Raw genomic sequence first — 15,919 nt, forward strand, 5'->3', positions numbered from 1 at the left:
TATGCGTTCGAAATGACCGCCTGAGAAAATCACCCCTGGGGACCGTCACAGGTCAATGCCGTCAAGTTGGCAATGCCGTCCAAATTCATTCAGAACCTTGGCGGTGATCGTCTTTATGGGCTCTGTTCCGAAGAGATGAAGATGTGGCTCGACATCGAGCGAAAAAAGCGCGGCAGGCTGGATTTCCATGCCTTCGTGATCGCCGCGCAGAAGCGCCTGCCTGAGTTGGGCATCCACCCATCCGCCTGGGAGGAAGCCGTGGGCGTGCTGGATGAGGATGCCGCGATGCTTTGTTCTGATCACCGATGCCAAGGTTGCCGATCCGGAGATCACCATCCTTTCCGCAGGGGCCTATATGCGCGGCATGGTGCGGGCGCAGCGGACTGGTTCCTTGAACATCATGGGAAGCCTGATCGGGCTGAACGAGCGGAGTAGGAGGCGCTATTGAAACCGCTCATCTTAGCGGCGGCCATTGTGGCGGTCCTCACGGCTCCTGGGACGGCCCAAGAACTATGTATCGAGCCTATCAGGCCGGAGGCTGCACAGCTTCTCAATGATGGGTTTACCGGTGCAGAGGTTCGGGTGGAGTTTCGACGCTTCTTCAGCCAGGTCGAAGAGTACCTGAATTGCCTTAACGAAACGTCAGCACGGATCAGGGATGATGCGCGAGCCGCGGCCTACGACTATCAGCGTGTGCTGGAGACGACGGAGCCGAGCAAAGGCGATCAAGGCGATGATGGGTTTCGTCCGCCAAGTGTCGCCATGAAGGATACCGGCGAACTCTTCTTGGATTATCGACCAAACGCTGGCGGCACCGGACATGCCTGTGCCGCCAGGAAATCGTCCGCAAGGAGGTGATAGAGGAAGATTTCTATGGTGAAATTTTTGCGCCAGGTCAAAATCTGATAGTAACGTTTATGTTAAGTATTTTTCTTGGTGCGTTTTCTTTCCGCTTTCGTCTGATGTCCTAATATCTTGAGACGGAGGTGATGTTTGATGTCTTTTCAAGCCCCTCCATTGCGCTGCCGAAATTCCGGAGGGCGTAGACCGAATACAACACATCAATCAATTGCAGCTGGGAAATTTTTGAGATCATCGACTCGTGATAGTCGGCGGCGCCGGTAGCGCCTGTTACAGTTGGTGTGAACAGCTTGATGTCTGAGTGTTTGATAATGGGGCTGTCTGCAAAACTCGTTATGCAAAGCGTTTTGGCGCCTTGATCCTTGGCGGCTTTCAACGCGTCCACCGTGGAAATTGTCCTGCCCGAATTGGAAACGCCGATGGCCAGGTTTTTTGGGCCAAGCGCCGCAGTTGATATTTGGCGTACACCAAGATCGCGGAAGAACTGGCAATTCTTTCCCACTCTCATGAAGCGCATCAATGCATTCTCGACGCAGATCATTGAGGATCCCATTGCAAAGAACGACAGCAAGTCCGCCTGCTCTATAGCCGTGACCGCTGCATCGATCTGTTCGGCATGACACCCCGCCATCGTATCCTGGATCGTCATTGCATAACGCGACGCGATCTTTTGGATCACGGTCTGGGTGTCGTCTGCCTCTTTGATGTCTTCATAGACATATCGATCCACGCTGGCCTGAGCGTTGCCTTGAGAGAGTTCTTCGGCAATCAGGATCTTGAACGTCTGAAAGCTCGTGACGTCGATTTCACGAACGAAGCGTGTCACCGTCGATTCCGAAACCTCACAGTTCGTCGCAAGCTCCTTGATCGACATTGACTTGACCGCCTCCGGAGATGTCAGAACGTGATCTGCGATCCGTCGGAGCGCCGGATTCAAATAGGCCGACTTGTATCGAATCCGGCTCAGAATACTGGTTCTCTGTGTTCCGTCCATCTCGTTTACCTCGCATTGCATGCCATCTTCTTCCTCGCCGGGATTTGTTACCCCATACTTAGCATGGAAGAAAATTTCTTTGCATTGAGAATCCTCTTCGTTTCGTTATTGAGCCGTGTTTGTATGCTGCTTGAGCTATCAGACTCTAGCTGGCAATTCGCCGATCGAGTTCTTGGCATCGCCATAGTACATACGCGTGTTCTCTTTGTAGAACAGCGGATTCTCGATGCCGGATTAGCTGGTGCCCTGACCGCGCTTGGACACGAACACCTGCTTGGCCTTCCACACTTCGAGAACCGGCATCCCCGCGATGGGCGAATTCGGATCAGGCTGGCCAAGGCGCAACGGACGCGCGGCTTGCCGCCAAGTGGCTTTGGATCTGATCGAACGCGATCAATGCGGCCTGTTGGGCATTCGTCCAACCCTCTCGCCAGAGGCTGACGCCGCCGACAAGCTCGGCCCCCAGCACTTTTGAAGAGAAGCTTTCGACGGTGAAATCGCCAGAATAACCCGCATCCTCCAGGGCGCGAAAATAGCCACGCCAATCGAATGTTCCGGTGCCAAACAAGCCACGGTGGTTCTCTGCCACATGGGCATATCCGAGAAGATCCGCATTTCTCGAGATCACCGAAGGCAGATCGGACTCTTCGATATTCATATGGAATGTGTCCATATGAATGAACATATTCGCGGCACCGATCCTGCGGATCATGTCGCCAGCCTGATCGAGACTGTTGATCATGTTGGATTCGTATCGGTTGACTGGCTCAAGCCCGAGTTTCACGCCCAGTTCGCCCGCCCGCTCGTCCAGCAGACCAAGCGCGGAAGCAACGGCATCACGCTGTGCCTGTGTCGGGGGGGCGGCGTAGTTGTTGAATGCCGCATAGGTGATGCCGCTCACCGCAGGCGCGCCGAGGTCGCTGGCGATTTCAAGACAGTGCCGGACGGTGTTCTCGCCGGCTTTCGCAATGTCGGGGTCTGTGCTGGAAATATCAGTATCGGACCCGAGGGCCATGCCAAGTCGAAGATCGAGGCCAGCATCCTTCACAACCTTCGCAGTCATACCAAGATCGAGCGCGTCCGGGTCGAAGATGAGAACCTCGATCAGATCATATCCAATGTCCGCCGCCGTCCGACAGGCAAATTTTGCGGTTTCTTCCGTCCAGGTGTCCCCGAATAACAGGCTGTGGACACCGATTTTTTGAGTTGTCATATCATTGCCTTCCGCATCAGGTGCGCATGGATTGGGACGCCGATTTCATCTGGGCCTGCATGAAATCGTGCGCGTGACGCGAGAGGTCTTCGCTGTCGCTCCAATGATCGCGCCAGCAGGCAAGAACGTTGCTCAGGTTCTGATCCAGAATGGCAGGCGAGAAAGCCTCGAACACCACGGGGCCGGAATAGTCCTGCCGTTGAAGAGTCGCGAAGACCTCTGCAAAGTTTACCGATCCGGCGCCCAGATAGCCGCGGTTGCTTTCGCCGATATGCACGTGGCCGAGCACATCCATGTTGCGGGTCAGCGCGTCCACGACGCTCAGTTCTTCGATGTTCATGTGGTAGGTGTCCGCATGGGCAAACAGGACATCGCTGCCAATCTGCCGCACGATCGAGGCAGCCTGGTCGATTGTGTTGATCAGGTTGCTCTCATAGCGGTTGACTGCTTCGATCCCCAGTCGGACGCCGGTGGTTCGTGCGTGATCGGCAAGCCGTGCATAGGAATCGACCACGCGGCTGAGGGCGTCAGGGTCTGCGGCCGTCGGATATCGATGCATGGCGGAATGGGTGACCCCGCCCAGAGCTTCGATCCCCATGTCGCGCATGGCGGACATCGCGTCACGGATCAATGTTTCACCCGCGCGGGCGATTTCGGGATCCGGGCTGGAGATATCTGCCTCTGGATTGAGCGCCATACCCCCGATGCCCGACAATCCGTTCCGTTCAAGAGCGGCCCTCGTCACATCCGGGCGGGCTTCGCTGGGGTCGAAGACCACCACCTCCAACAGGTCATATCCGGCGGCTGCCGCTTTCTCTGTGGTCGAGGTGATGGAGCTTTCGGTCCAATCGGTGACAAAAACAAGTGCGTGAATACCAAGCTTCATTGTTTGACCTCATCCAAAGATTGAACGAATTGTCCCGCCATCGGCGCGGTGGCAGATTCCGTTCATGGCTGGATTGGTTGCCAGCTGGACAACGCCGCGACCGTGCATTGCCGGGTCGATCAGCTTTTGCGGAAGGTTGCCGGGCTGAACGTCGCGATAAAAGTCATCCAGCGCCTGCTCGACCGTCTTGCCCTGTTCCTCGGCCAAACCTTGGAAATAACCCATCACGGATTCTGTTGCGGTGGTGCCAGGCATGTAGCTTGTCACCCGCACATCTGTGCCTCGAGTCAGTTCCGCCAAGGACCGGCTGAGCCCGAGCATAGCGGATTTGGTGGTGGAATATGGCGTCATGTTCCCGATGGACCGGATCGCGGCTTCGGAGCTGATGAAGACGATGCTTCCAGAATTGCGGTCCAGCATATCCTTTAGAACCAAGCGGCTGATACGCACGGACGTCATGATGTTGTGGTCGAAATACTCCATCCACCGTTCATCGCTGACTTCAAAAAAGTCATTGACGTCAAAGACCCCGATGTTGTTCACGAGAAACTCGATCGGGCCGAAGCCGTTTGCAAATTCAAACAGCGTCTTCGCCCCGTCCGTGCTGCGCAGATCGGCCACGACGCCGTGGGCGCGCTCTCCGATTTCAGAACAGGCCGTGTCCAGCTTGGACTGTGTCCGCCCGTTGATGATGACGGTTGCCCCTTCGTCATGGAAGGTCTGCGCAATCGCGCGTCCGATGCCGGTTGCGCCACCTGTGACCACAACCGTCTTTCCCTTGATCCCAAAATCCATGTCTCATGCCTCCTTTTGTGCCCGACCGAAGGTGCGAGCAATCATGTTTCCAATTCGTCCGCGCCAAACATCCACACCGACCGCGATCAAAATGATCAAACCAATTGTCAGGCTTTGCATGGAGGTGGTCACGGCATTCAGGTTCAGACCGTTCTGAACCACGATGATGATGAGCGCCCCGATCAGCGTCGAAACGATCCTCCCCCTGCCCCCGGCAAGGCTCGCACCGCCCACAACGGCCGCGGCAATCGCTTGGAGCTCGATCAGTGTCCCATAGTTGGGGGACCCCGAGTTCAGGCGCGACGACAGCAGGACCGCACCAAACGCGGCACAGAGCGCGGCAAAGATGAATGCGATAAGCCGAACACGCGCGACGTTGATGCCAGACAGGCGCGCTGCCGATTCATTGCCCCCGACGGCGTAGATCTCGCGCCCCAGACGGGTGTGCTCCATCACGAGGGTGAACAGCGCGTAGATCCCAATAACATAGTAGAACGGCAGCGGTAGACCGAAGAGCGTGCCGTAGAATATTTCTCGCAATTCCGGAGACAGAGAGAAAGCTGGCGTGCCACCGTTCAGTGTCAGGGCCAGCCCCTTGAATGCCGATAGGCCCGCAAGTGTCACGATGAAAGCGGGAATACCGATATAGGCCACCAAGATACCATTGATCGCGCCAAGTCCGCAGCCAATCAACAGTGTCAGCGGTATCGCGAGCCAGAGCGACAGCCCGTAGGTTTTGATGAACACGGCCAGGCACATCGTCAGAAGCGCAATCATTGAACCCGGCGACAGATCAATCCCGCCGGTGATGATCACTACGGTCGACCCGATGGCGACAATCGACAGAATTGACACCTGCAATGCAATATTGCGGAAATTCTGCGGGTCGAGAAAAGCCGGGGTCGTGATCGCCACGATGGCAACAATCAGGATCAGCGCTATCAGCGGCCCGATGAACTCTTGCCGTGCAAGACGCCCGAGATAGGTTGGTTCGTTCATAGTCGTTTTCTCCCTTAGGCGGCGTCTTTAGCCAATGGCTGCGCCGATGCCTGCACCAATTGGGCATGTGTCACGTCGTCGGCCGGCCTGGTCTCGATCAGCGCTCCGTGACGAATGATTCCGATACGGTCAGACATTGCGATTAATTCGTTATGGTCGGAGCTGATCAGGATCACGGCGCACCCGCGGGCGGTCAGCGCATTGATCAGGTTGTACACGGCAATTTTGGCACCGATGTCGATGCCCTGTGTTGGTTCGTCCAGAATAAGAACCCTGCTGCCAGCAAACAGCCACCGCGCGATCACGACTTTTTGCTGGTTTCCGCCTGACAGCAAATTGACGAACTTGGTCGCAGCAGCAGGCGATATCTCCAGCTGGTCGATATAGTCTCGCGTCACTTGGGTCTCGGACCGTTTCTTCAACAGGAAATGCCCTCGGATCTTGTCAAGCGCGGCTGTCGTGATGTTCGGTCCGCCATTGAAGTTGAAAAACAGTCCATCCGATTTCCGGTTCTCGGGGACCAGCGCCAATCCGGAGCGGATGGCGTCGCGTGGGTTGCGGATGCGAATGGCGCGTCCATCGATGGAGATGTTTCCCCGGGTTAGCGGATCGATACCAAAGATTGCCCGAGCGATCTCGGTCCGACCGGATCCAATGACGCCGCCGAGCCCATAGACTTCGCCCCGCTTGACGTCAAAACTCACATTCTGCACGCCATTGGCGGTGGCCAAGTTACGTGCGGAAAACAGAACTTCCTCAGTCGTGTTGTTCTGTTTCGGGTAGTGTTCGTCGATATCTTCGCCGACCATCTTCGACACGATTTCATTGACATCCAGTGCCGTACCCTCGGAACAGGACACCACCTTGCCATCCTTCAGAATGGTTGCCGTATCGACGAGCGAGACCACCTCGTCCAACCGGTGAGAAATATATAGGATGGAAACTCCGCGCTCTTTCATCCGGCGGAGTAACTTGTGCAGGGCAACGATTTCCTGTTCTCCAAGCGCGGTGGACGGCTCATCCAAAATCAACAGTGTGGCCTCGATGGAAATCGCCTTGGCGATTTCGACCAGTTGCTGTTCGGCGACGGACAACGTGCCCACGATCCGGTCGGGCGCAATTGAAATATCAAGCGAGCCAAGGACTTCCTCTGCTTCAAGAATCATTCGACGCCAATCGACAAGCGGTCCCTGACGCGGATAGCGGCCCAGGAAGATATTCTCGGCTACGGTCAATGTGGGAACCAAAGAAAACTCCTGAAACACGGTCGCCACACCTTGTTCGCGGGCTTGGATCGGACTGGTCAAGTGCACAACCTCGCCTTGGCGGCGGATTGTGCCGCCGTCCGGCTGATGAACACCTGACAGGATTTTGATCAAAGTAGATTTCCCGCAACCATTTTCGCCCAAGAGCGCGTGAATCTCACCCGCCCGCAACTTGATGGAGATCCCGTCATTTGCCCGCACACCGGGAAAAACCTTGGTAATGCCTTCAAGCTCCCAAAGAAGGGGGTGATGGTTCATGTCAAACTCTCATTCGAAAAAGCAGGGACGGTTTCCCGCCCCTGGTTGAGGTGGGAGGGTATCAGTAGTCTTTCGACGGTTTCGGAAACAGGTCTTCGGGGGATTGCAGGACCACGGCTGCATTGCCCTGATGCACAATCCGCGTAGGCGTGTTCACATATCCACCTTCGATCTCGCCATTGATCAGGTCCAGAACAAAGCAAGCAGCATTGCGCCCCATAATCACGGGAGAGGTGTCGGAAGTCGCGGTCATACCGCCCGCAGCGATGTCTTCGAGAGCGCCCGTATCACCATCATAGCCGAAAATCGAAATGTCATCACGACCCAACGCCTGTGTCGCCAGCACTGCACCAAGCGCCATGTAGTCGTTGGACGCATAGATCACTTCGACCGTTGGATTGGCCTGGATCAGGTCCATCGCGGCGGTGTTGCCCTTCTCGACACTCCAGCCACCGTTGATGCGCGCAACCAACTCCCAACTCGTGCCTTCGATGCCGTCGAGAAATCCACCGGCGCGCTCAGTGGCAAGATAGCTGGGTTCACCGTCCAACACGCCGACCTTGCGCTTGGCGCCGCCTGCCTGGTCAATGGCCCAATCCGCCAGAGCATGGTTCACGGCGCGCTGGTTCACCCCCACGACGCCATGCACCGGTGTCGGGAAGTCGGGAATGTCAGAGTTGATGATGACAACGGCCTTGCCGGCGTCAACGGCCTCTTGCACCAGCGGGGCGAGCGCGCTTTCGTCAAAGCTGATCAGCAGGATGGCGTCAACATCGTCGCGTGCGGTAACGTCTTGCAACATACCCATCTGACCCGCCAGATCGCCACCCGAGTACGGGGACAGCAGAAAACTGTCGACGCCATCCGTTGCATCGGTCACGTTCTTGATGCCTTCACCAAGGGCGACATGATAGTTGAATTCGGTGCCCATCGGGAGATACGCAATGGTGATGCCATCCACGTTGTTCTCGATTGTACTGACGTCTGCCTGAGCGCCGTTTTTCAAAAGAGTGGGCGCGGAGTAGTCACACATGTTGTCAGCCCAAGTCGCGCTTGAGAAAGCGGTAAATGTGGCTGTTGTAAGCAGGGTCTGTTTCAGGTTCATATCGTTCTCCTCCAGTTGAACTCTGTTGTTGGCCGCAGGTGTCTGCGTCAGCGTCGTGTGAAATTCTGTTGCATGTCAGCTTTACTGTAAAGAATTTTCTTCGATATGTAATTCCTGTCGATCAAATTTTATTCGCAAGACTATGGCAAGCCACTAAAATATCTTGAAAACATTTCTCGAACTCCATTCGGCCAAAATCATAGGGATCAATGATATCGTGACGTCTGCCGGGTTCTATCAAGTCACCGAGCCTGAGAATGCGCGCCGACGCACCGAGCGGCGCCAGTTCCGCAAGTCCCGCACAGTTGTCAGAATCCATGGCGAGGATCAGGTCGAATTCGAAGAAGTCGCTTGGGGTGATCTGACGCGCGCGCTGCCCGGTGAGGTCCAGCCCATGACTCTGCGCGACGTCGATAGAACGGGGGTCCGGCTTGCGCCCAACGTTCCAGTCCTTGATCGCTGCGCTGTCCACCTCCCATTCGGAACGGTCCTTGAACACGTCTGCCAACACGGCTTCTGCCAAGGGCGAACGGCAAATATTGCCGCGGCAAATCGCAAGTATCTTGCGCCGTCTAGCCGGCGCCTTGCCTGAAACCATGTATCGCTGGCCAAGCTCCACAAGCGTCCGGCTTTGATCCGGGACATTCGCCTCCAGCCAGGCAACGCCATCCTCCCGGTTCAAAGTGTTGAAGTCGAACAGATCCAGATGGTGACCAAGCATGGCCCCTGCCCCGATGCGATCCGACAGGGCAACTGCCTCTTGCAGCGTCAGGTTGCCCGGAACGCCATTGCCCGCGCGCACTGCGTCCCGCCCGTTCACCGGCAAAAGCGCGATGTCGATAAAAAGGGGTGCCACCGCTTCCACCAACCCATCAAACGGGATCGTGTCTCCGGAATGCCAGAGCGTGACACCACCGCCACGCAACGCGTAACCAAGGAAAAGGGAGTTTCCCTCGGCGTCGCGATCAAGCGTTTCATGCGCCGCAGGGGTGGCAAAAAGCTCGACACCCCCAAGATCAAACCGATCACCATCGTTTACGGAAACCATACGATCCGCAGGCACGCCACGCTCTATCGCCCGCCCCACCTGCGAGGTCGGAACCACCACGCGGGCCATGGGGTTTGCAGCCATAAGGTCCGGGATCGTGCCCGGGTCCATATGGTCCGTGTGGCCGTGCGTACAAAGCAACCAATCAATGTTCTTCAAATCCCTGGCCGCGACAGGGGCCTGTGTCATTCGAATATGCGGGAACTTCTTACCCCTGTATTTTTCAGCAAGTGACTCGGACAGGTAGGCGTCAATGATGATCCGCAAGCCCCCCATCTCAATCAGAAAGCCAGCCTGGCCCAGCCACCAAAGCGCAGACCCTGTTTCGGGTGCCCCCAAACTGTCAGCGGATGGCCATGGCAACTGAGAAACGGTCATTCGCCCAGCACCTTGAGCAGGTTTTGCACCGCGGTAGTGGTTGCGCGAGTCACGCTTTCCTCGGTGAAACCGCCTGCGTGAGGGGTCATAATTACGCGGTCATGAGAGAGCAATTCAGACGCTTCCGGCGGTTCTGCCCGAAACACATCCGTAGCAAGACAGGAGATCTGCCCGTCTTTCAGGCCCCGCAAAACCGCTGGCTCATCGATCAACTCGGCGCGCGCCGTGTTGATCATGACAACGCCGGGCTTCAGGCTTGCCACCACTTGCGGGTCAACTAAGGGCTTGTCAGAAGGCGGGCAATGCAGGCTGATTGCATCCGCGAGCTGAAAGATCTCGTCCAGAGACGCCATGCGAAAACCCTCTGGCGCAAAATCTTTTGGCGGATAGGGATCATATCCCAGCACTTTCATGCCCAAACCAATTGCAATCCGCGCCACGGTCTGCCCAATTGCGCCGCAACCGATGATGCCAAGCGTTCGGCCCTCGGCCTCGATACCTTTGCGTCGCTCCCATTTACCCTGATGCAGCTGCGCGTCCGACCATGGCACATGGCGAAACCCGGCCAACATCAACGTGATCGCAAGCTCCGCAACACCACGCGCATTAGTGCCGGCGGCGCGTTCGACGGCGATGCCAAGCCTTTCAGCAGCGGCAAGATCAATGTTGTCGACCCCAACCCCATTCCTGCTGATCACACGTAATCCATTGGCATGATCCAGGACTCCCGCCGGTATCGGCTCTACGCCAGCAAGCCAGCCGACGCAGCCCGGAACGGATAATAGCAGCGCCTCTTCTGTGGGCGTTTGCCCCGGAGCGGGGAAAACAAGTTCATATCCCTGATCGGTCAACAAAGACAAAGAGGGATGCCCCGCGCCCGAAAGCGAGCGCGGTGTGATTGCAATTTTACCTTTCATGATAGTGCCTTAGCGGCTTATCCCTGCCAGCGAGGGTTGTCGATCAGCGTAGGTTCGCCATCGCGTTCGACAAGTAGCTTGCGAAAGCCCTTGGTCTGGATCGTGCCGTAATCGTGGCCCGCATGACCCGGGAAAGCGAAGAACATCACAAAGTCCTCGCTGTCGGAAATGTTGATCGAACGGTGCGCCCAACGACCGGGGACGTAGACTGCGTCTCCCTTTTTCATTTCACGCCATTCAATCTTGCCTTCAGGTGTTTCCATCATCATTCCGCCTTGGCCTGAGAGGCAGTAATAGACTTCGGCCGTGTCGAGCACCGTGTGGAAATGCCCCTTTGTCATATAATATTCGTCGCCGATCTTGCCGGGGCGAATGCGGGTGGTGCCATAGGCAACGTTGCCGCTGGTTTCCGGCACACCCATATCGAAATACTCATAGACCATCGCATCATCGGCCGCGACAGCGGCGTCAAAGGCGGCCTCATCGGCAAAATAGCCTTTCAGCGTCGACAAAGGCCGGGCAATTGGCGTTGCGGTTTTTGATGCGCCGGTTACGACATCAAAATCGAAAAGGGAGGGTGTCATGTCGTTCATAGTTTTGTCCTTTCAGGAAGTCGCTTCTCTTGCGATCCGGCTCAGCTCATCGAAAGCTGGTCCGTACATGGGGATGTCGATGTCGAAGACTTCGGCGATGACGCGGGTCCAGCCGTGGATGAAATAGACCCAGCCATCGACCACGGTTAGGTTCCTTGCCTGCGATTGCGCATTGGCTTGATCCAGGAAAACGAGATCGCCGCGATAATTGAATTCCCAGATCAATGCGCCTTCGGGGTATTGCACCGCATCGGAAACCGGCGATCCGGGACCGTCTTTGCCAAGCCCTGTCGCGTTGATCACCATGGAGCATTTCGGCAATTCCACCACAGCGGCGTCGGCCTCCTTGGGGGTCGGCGCAAGACGGTATTCAACGGGAATATTGAAGCCGATTTTCCGGTGAACAATGCGCATCTCGTCAAGGCTTGCCTCACGTCGGGCAGTGACGATGATTTTTGCGGGCACATCGCCACCTTCCGCCGCTTTGTTGTGGAGATAGAGCGTAAGGGCGAGTGATGACCCACCCGACCCGAGGATCAGCATCTCACCAGCGGTTTCCTTCCAGTGTCCATCCGCAACAATTGCTTCATAGGCTGCGCCAGCGCTGATAGGATCCTTGGCATGCCCAATCAGGCGGTCGCCGCGCTTCGAAATCGAAGAGATTTCGTGCAGCGTTTGCGCATAGGAATCCAGCTCTTCGAAAGATTCGCGCGACGCCTTCAGCAGGTTGACTTTGTGCGTCGTTACCAGCGCGCCAAGGGACAGTGGGTCAGACTTGATGAAGGACACAGCCCGGCGATAATCGTCTGGGTCAGAATTCGGTGCGAAGTCGATGCCCTTCAGTTCAGCACCCAGCCCAAGATGATCCGCCCAGGCAGGGAAAACCTTCATGATCGACGATTTGGTTGTGGTGACGCCGATGAAGTACATCGTTCGGCGGGTTGCTGCAGTGTAGCTTGTCATTGTCTTTCCTAATCGTTCTCGGCCCAGCCCTTCGAACGCTCCACCGCACGGGTCCAACCCGAATAGAGCTTATCGGCTTTTTCCGGGGTCATCTGAGGATCGAATTGCTTATCGAGCGTGAAGGTTTCCTGGAGATCGTCCCGCGACTCCCAGAAGCCGACCGCAAGCCCCGCGAGAAAGGCCGCGCCGCGGGCGGTTGTGTCCACGATTTTTGGACGCAAGACTGAAACGTTCAGCATGTCGGCCTGGAACTGCATGACAAAGTCATTCATCGCCGCGCCGCCATCGACCTTCAGATCGGCCAGCTTCACGCCAGTATCCTTTTCCATGCACGTGATTACGTCACGGATCTGGTATGCCATGCTTTCCAGTGAGGCGCGGACGATGTGATCGCGATTGGCCCCGCGGGTAATTCCGACGATCGTTCCCCGCGCATATTGATCCCAGTGGGGCGCAGAAAGACCCGTGAAGGCCGGCACGACATAGACACCGTTTGTGTCGCTGACGTTCCGCGCGGATACTTCGCTCTCAGCGGCATTGTGAAGGATTTGCAGCTCATCCCGAAGCCATTGGACGACCGAGCCGACGGTAAATAGAAGACCTTCGACGGCGTATTGGGTCTTCCCCCCGACACGACAAGCAACCGTGGTCAGCAAGCCGTTATCGGAATACTTGACCTCGTCGCCGACGTTCATCATCAGCGATCCACCCGTGCCATAGGTTGCCTTGACCATGCCGGGCTCGAAACAGGCCTGACCGAATAGTGCGCCCTGTTGATCCCCAATGGCCGAAGCAACCGGAATCTCGGCCCCTTCAAAAACGTTTGGATGTGTAATGCCGTAGACCTCGGAGCTGTCCTTGATCTCGGGGAGAATGGCGCGCGGCACGCGCAATTCGCGCATTAGTTCCTCGTCCCATTCGCATGTTCGGATATCCATCAACTGGGTCCGCGAGGCGTTCGATACATCCGTGACATGCACGCCGCCAGTCAGTTTCCAGATCAGCCAGCTGTCAATTGTTCCCGCCGCCAGTTCGCCGCGATCCGCGCGCTCCCGCGCACCTTCAACATTGTCGAGTATCCAGGCAATCTTGGTTCCAGAGAAATAGGCATCGACCACAAGCCCGGTCTTTTCGCGGACCATGCCTTCCAGCCCACGCGACTTCAGCGCATCACAGACGTCCGCCGTGCGCCTGTCCTGCCAAACCAAAGCGTTGTGAATCGGCCTGCTGGTCTTGCGATCCCAGATAACCACCGTTTCGCGCTGGTTGGTGATCCCGATGGAGGCGATGTCCTTGGGTTTGGCCTTGGCCGACTTCATGGCTTCTTGAATGACGGCCAGTTGTGTGGTCCAGATTTCGAGTGGATCGTGTTCGACCCATCCGGGTTGAGGATAAATCTGGCGAAACTCCTGTTGTCCGATCGCCGCGATTTCACCCTTCTTGTCAAAAAGAATGGCCCGCGCGCTGGATGTCCCCTCATCGAGCGCAAGCACAAATTTCTTGTCCGTCATTTCATCCTCCCTCTTCTGTCTTGTCAGCTGTTCGGCTTGAACAGGATCTTGTGGTAGGGCCCAAAGCTGCGATCTTTCAGCTTGCGAAAGATTTCAGGCGCCTCGTCCAGCCCGGCCCGGTGTGTGATCAAGGATTCGACCTCCAGTCGCCCTGCTTCCAACAGGCCCATGATGTCGAACCATTCCTTTCCTGGGAACGGGACGGAATAAGAATTCCAAGATCCGATAACCTCGACCTCCTCGCGAACGATCTTGTCGAATGCAGCTTTGGAAAATGTTACGTCCCCATAGGCCGTTCCGTACAGCACGACTTTGCCTTGCTTGGCGCAGGCAAGGATCGAAAGATCCCGGCCTGCATCGTTCCCCGCCGCCTCCAGCGCCAGCGCGACGCCGCGCCCCTTGGTTGCCTCCTTGATGGCGGCAAGGGCATCGATTTTGGTCGGATTAATGCAGATGTCGGCTCCAACCTGTCGTGCCAACTCCAGCTTGTCCTCGTCCACGTCGACGGCAATCAGAGGCTGCGCCCCCGACAGTTTGGCGAATTGCAACGCAAAGTAGCCAAGCGCACCACAGCCGACGACAACTACGGCATCGCCCAGGCTTAGATCCACCTTGTGAATTCCGTGCAGGATGATGGCAGCGGGCTCGATTGTCGCCGCGACTTCGAGGCTGACGTTGTCCGGCACCTTGAGCACGTTCTGCGCTGGTGCCTTGAGATATTGTGCGAAGGCGCCATCCGTGCGGGACCCGAGGAAATTGTAGTCCTCACACAGTGAATAGTTGCCTCGCGCGCAGTCATCACATTTTCCACAGGGCATCAATGGCGCAACAGCCACCTTGTCGCCTTGCTGCAAATGCGCGAACTGACCGCCAACCTTCTCGACGGTGCCGGCGAATTCGTGCCCCGGAATTGTCGGGAAATTATATGTCCCCGTCACCATGACGCGACCGATATCAGAGCCGCAGATGCCACAGGCGGCCACCTTGATCAGAACTTCGTCGGGCTCGAGATTGTCAGGAACCGGAACATCTTCGACCCGCAGGTCGCCGGGGGCGTGCAGAACTGCAGCTTTCATTGCAACTTAGCCTCTTGAGGTAAAATGAGAGTTTTCATGCCCTTGCCGGTCAGCGCATGATCGAAACCCGCGACAGCTTCATCCATCCCGAACCGGTGGGAGATGACGGATTTCACGTCAATCTGGCCGCTCTCGACCAGTTTCATCGACCGTGCGTAGTCTTCGATGCTGGACCCGGTGCTGCCTAATAGGGTCAAGCCCCAGTAATGCACCTTGTTGGTGTCAAGCTCGACAGTGCTGCCCTTGGTCAGGCCAGAGAAGAAGTTCATTCGACCGTAGCGAGCAAGCAGACCCAGGGCGAGCCCCTGAAGTTCTGGCGCTGGCGCGCAGGTCAGTGCAACATCGACACCATGGCCGCCGGTCAGGCGCATGACCTCGTCATGGACGTCAACCTCGGCAGAGTTCACAGTGTCTGTTGCCCCCTGCCCCGCGATTTCTTGAAGCCTGCTTTCCCTGCGGCCGACAACAATCACTTGCCGCGCCCCATAGGACCGCGCCAACTGGAGGAACAAGGCCGCGATCGGACCGGTGCCAAGGATCAAGACGCGATCTTCGGGAGTGACCGACAGATCCTTCCAGGCGTTGAAGCAGCATGACAATGGCTCAATCAGCGCTGCGCCTTCGTAATCGAGACTATTCGGGATTTCGAAGAGGTTGCCACCGTATAGCGCCGCCGGGGTCACAACCATATACTGCTGAAAACCGCCATCAATGTTGATGCCGAATGCGTCGTAATTCGGGCACATGTTGTTGAGTCCGCGCCGACACATATCACAGTGGCCGCAGCCGATATTCGGGACCACAGAAACCCTCTGGCCGACCTCCCAGTGAGCGACATGATCGCCCACTGCAACGATGTCGCCGGCCAACTCATGGCCAAGGACGCGGCTCTCATCGGGGTCAACTCGGAAATGGCCGCCACGGATGATTTTTAGGTCCGTTCCGCAGATCGAAGCGGCATGCACCTTGACCAGCACCTCTTCGTGGCTGATCTCGGGCATGGCACGCTCGTCCAGCGTGACCGTCCCAACCCCTTTGAAAACCGCCGCCTTCATGG

16 protein-coding genes and 1 pseudogene are annotated in these 15,919 nt (G+C 56.8%); 1 reads left to right on the plus strand and 16 read right to left on the minus strand.

The genetic code is table 11. The features are described from left to right. Positions 1–45: 45 nt before the first annotated feature. Positions 46–312: a hypothetical protein gene (locus Q4577_RS22095; RefSeq protein ID WP_303472871.1), complete on the minus strand. Its 267-nt coding sequence runs from the start codon at positions 310–312 to the stop codon at positions 46–48. A gap of 132 nt (positions 313–444) precedes the next feature. On the opposite strand from Q4577_RS22095, the gene Q4577_RS22100 reads away from it, so the two are divergent. Beyond that, positions 445–858, plus strand: a complete 414-nt coding sequence (locus Q4577_RS22100; protein WP_303472873.1) for a hypothetical protein — start codon at positions 445–447, stop codon at positions 856–858. A 109-nt stretch (positions 859–967) separates the two neighbouring features. Here the strand turns inward: Q4577_RS22100 and Q4577_RS22105 are convergent, their stop codons facing one another. The 15 genes and pseudogenes from Q4577_RS22105 to Q4577_RS22175 form a co-directional block, all read right to left on the minus strand. Then, entirely contained in the window at positions 968–1,855 is an 888-nt protein-coding gene (locus Q4577_RS22105) for a MurR/RpiR family transcriptional regulator (RefSeq protein WP_303472875.1), read from the minus strand. Between the two features lie 138 nt (positions 1,856–1,993). Further along, positions 1,994–2,182, minus strand: a pseudogene (locus tag Q4577_RS22110) (NAD(P)(+) transhydrogenase (Re/Si-specific) subunit beta); the annotation flags it as partial. Beyond that, positions 2,181–3,068 carry a sugar phosphate isomerase/epimerase gene (locus tag Q4577_RS22115; protein ID WP_303472877.1) on the minus strand — a complete coding sequence of 296 codons (888 nt, stop codon included), beginning with the start codon at positions 3,066–3,068 and terminating at the stop codon, positions 2,181–2,183. The gene Q4577_RS22115 and the pseudogene Q4577_RS22110, both read right to left, overlap by 2 nt. A 16-nt stretch (positions 3,069–3,084) precedes the next feature. Further along, positions 3,085–3,954: a sugar phosphate isomerase/epimerase gene (locus tag Q4577_RS22120; RefSeq protein WP_303472880.1), complete on the minus strand. Its 870-nt coding sequence runs from the start codon at positions 3,952–3,954 to the stop codon at positions 3,085–3,087. 9 nt (positions 3,955–3,963) lie between these two features. Next, positions 3,964–4,749 (minus strand): SDR family NAD(P)-dependent oxidoreductase, encoded by a 786-nt coding sequence (locus Q4577_RS22125; RefSeq protein ID WP_303472881.1) that lies wholly within the window; start codon positions 4,747–4,749, stop codon positions 3,964–3,966. Between the two features lie 3 nt (positions 4,750–4,752). Continuing rightward, on the minus strand, positions 4,753–5,664 hold the full coding sequence (locus Q4577_RS22130; RefSeq protein WP_303472883.1) for an ABC transporter permease: 912 nt from the start codon (positions 5,662–5,664) through the stop codon (positions 4,753–4,755). A 98-nt stretch (positions 5,665–5,762) separates the two neighbouring features. Then, positions 5,763–7,271, minus strand: coding sequence for a sugar ABC transporter ATP-binding protein (locus tag Q4577_RS22135; protein WP_303472885.1), 1,509 nt, complete (start codon positions 7,269–7,271; stop codon positions 5,763–5,765). 61 nt (positions 7,272–7,332) lie between these two features. Beyond that, a complete protein-coding gene (locus tag Q4577_RS22140; RefSeq protein ID WP_303472887.1) occupies positions 7,333–8,376 on the minus strand; it encodes a sugar ABC transporter substrate-binding protein in 1,044 nt (347 codons plus the stop codon). A 121-nt stretch (positions 8,377–8,497) separates the two neighbouring features. After that, the gene (locus tag Q4577_RS22145; RefSeq protein WP_303472889.1) at positions 8,498–9,802 is read right to left on the minus strand and encodes an MBL fold metallo-hydrolase; all 1,305 of its coding nucleotides are present in this window, start codon (positions 9,800–9,802) and stop codon (positions 8,498–8,500) included. Then, positions 9,799–10,719, minus strand: coding sequence for a phosphoglycerate dehydrogenase (locus Q4577_RS22150; RefSeq protein WP_303472891.1), 921 nt, complete (start codon positions 10,717–10,719; stop codon positions 9,799–9,801). Before Q4577_RS22150 ends, Q4577_RS22145 begins: the two co-directional genes overlap by 4 nt. 17 nt (positions 10,720–10,736) lie before the next feature. Beyond that, entirely contained in the window at positions 10,737–11,312 is a 576-nt protein-coding gene (locus tag Q4577_RS22155; RefSeq protein ID WP_303472893.1) for a glucose-6-phosphate isomerase family protein, read from the minus strand. Positions 11,313–11,324: 12 nt separating this feature from the next. After that, entirely contained in the window at positions 11,325–12,275 is a 951-nt protein-coding gene (locus Q4577_RS22160; RefSeq protein WP_303472895.1) for a shikimate dehydrogenase, read from the minus strand. Between the two features lie 8 nt (positions 12,276–12,283). Beyond that, positions 12,284–13,786 carry a glycerol kinase GlpK gene (glpK, locus tag Q4577_RS22165; protein WP_303472897.1) on the minus strand — a complete coding sequence of 501 codons (1,503 nt, stop codon included), beginning with the start codon at positions 13,784–13,786 and terminating at the stop codon, positions 12,284–12,286. A gap of 23 nt (positions 13,787–13,809) precedes the next feature. Continuing rightward, positions 13,810–14,862: a galactitol-1-phosphate 5-dehydrogenase gene (locus tag Q4577_RS22170; RefSeq protein ID WP_303472899.1), complete on the minus strand. Its 1,053-nt coding sequence runs from the start codon at positions 14,860–14,862 to the stop codon at positions 13,810–13,812. After that, the gene (locus tag Q4577_RS22175) at positions 14,859–15,917 is read right to left on the minus strand and encodes a zinc-dependent dehydrogenase (protein WP_303472901.1); all 1,059 of its coding nucleotides are present in this window, start codon (positions 15,915–15,917) and stop codon (positions 14,859–14,861) included. The genes Q4577_RS22170 and Q4577_RS22175 overlap by 4 nt, the downstream gene beginning before the upstream one ends. Positions 15,918–15,919: the final 2 nt, after the last annotated feature.

It is taken from the genome of Marinovum sp. 2_MG-2023 (assembly GCF_030548265.1).
In the GTDB taxonomy this organism is placed as follows: domain Bacteria; phylum Pseudomonadota; class Alphaproteobacteria; order Rhodobacterales; family Rhodobacteraceae; genus Marinovum.

Coding starts and splice junctions, on each gene's coding strand:
- Q4577_RS22105 (WP_303472875.1), bottom strand. CDS start 1,855: ATGGACGGAACACAGAGAACCAGTATTCTGAGCCGGATTCGATACAAG.
- Q4577_RS22115 (WP_303472877.1), bottom strand. CDS start 3,068: ATGACAACTCAAAAAATCGGTGTCCACAGCCTGTTATTCGGGGACACC.
- Q4577_RS22120 (WP_303472880.1), bottom strand. CDS start 3,954: ATGAAGCTTGGTATTCACGCACTTGTTTTTGTCACCGATTGGACCGAA.
- Q4577_RS22125 (WP_303472881.1), bottom strand. CDS start 4,749: ATGGATTTTGGGATCAAGGGAAAGACGGTTGTGGTCACAGGTGGCGCA.
- Q4577_RS22135 (WP_303472885.1), bottom strand. CDS start 7,271: ATGAACCATCACCCCCTTCTTTGGGAGCTTGAAGGCATTACCAAGGTT.
- Q4577_RS22140 (WP_303472887.1), bottom strand. CDS start 8,376: ATGAACCTGAAACAGACCCTGCTTACAACAGCCACATTTACCGCTTTC.
- Q4577_RS22145 (WP_303472889.1), bottom strand. CDS start 9,802: ATGACCGTTTCTCAGTTGCCATGGCCATCCGCTGACAGTTTGGGGGCA.
- Q4577_RS22150 (WP_303472891.1), bottom strand. CDS start 10,719: ATGAAAGGTAAAATTGCAATCACACCGCGCTCGCTTTCGGGCGCGGGG.
- Q4577_RS22155 (WP_303472893.1), bottom strand. CDS start 11,312: ATGAACGACATGACACCCTCCCTTTTCGATTTTGATGTCGTAACCGGC.
- Q4577_RS22160 (WP_303472895.1), bottom strand. CDS start 12,275: ATGACAAGCTACACTGCAGCAACCCGCCGAACGATGTACTTCATCGGC.
- glpK (WP_303472897.1), bottom strand. CDS start 13,786: ATGACGGACAAGAAATTTGTGCTTGCGCTCGATGAGGGGACATCCAGC.
- Q4577_RS22170 (WP_303472899.1), bottom strand. CDS start 14,862: ATGAAAGCTGCAGTTCTGCACGCCCCCGGCGACCTGCGGGTCGAAGAT.
- Q4577_RS22175 (WP_303472901.1), bottom strand. CDS start 15,917: ATGAAGGCGGCGGTTTTCAAAGGGGTTGGGACGGTCACGCTGGACGAG.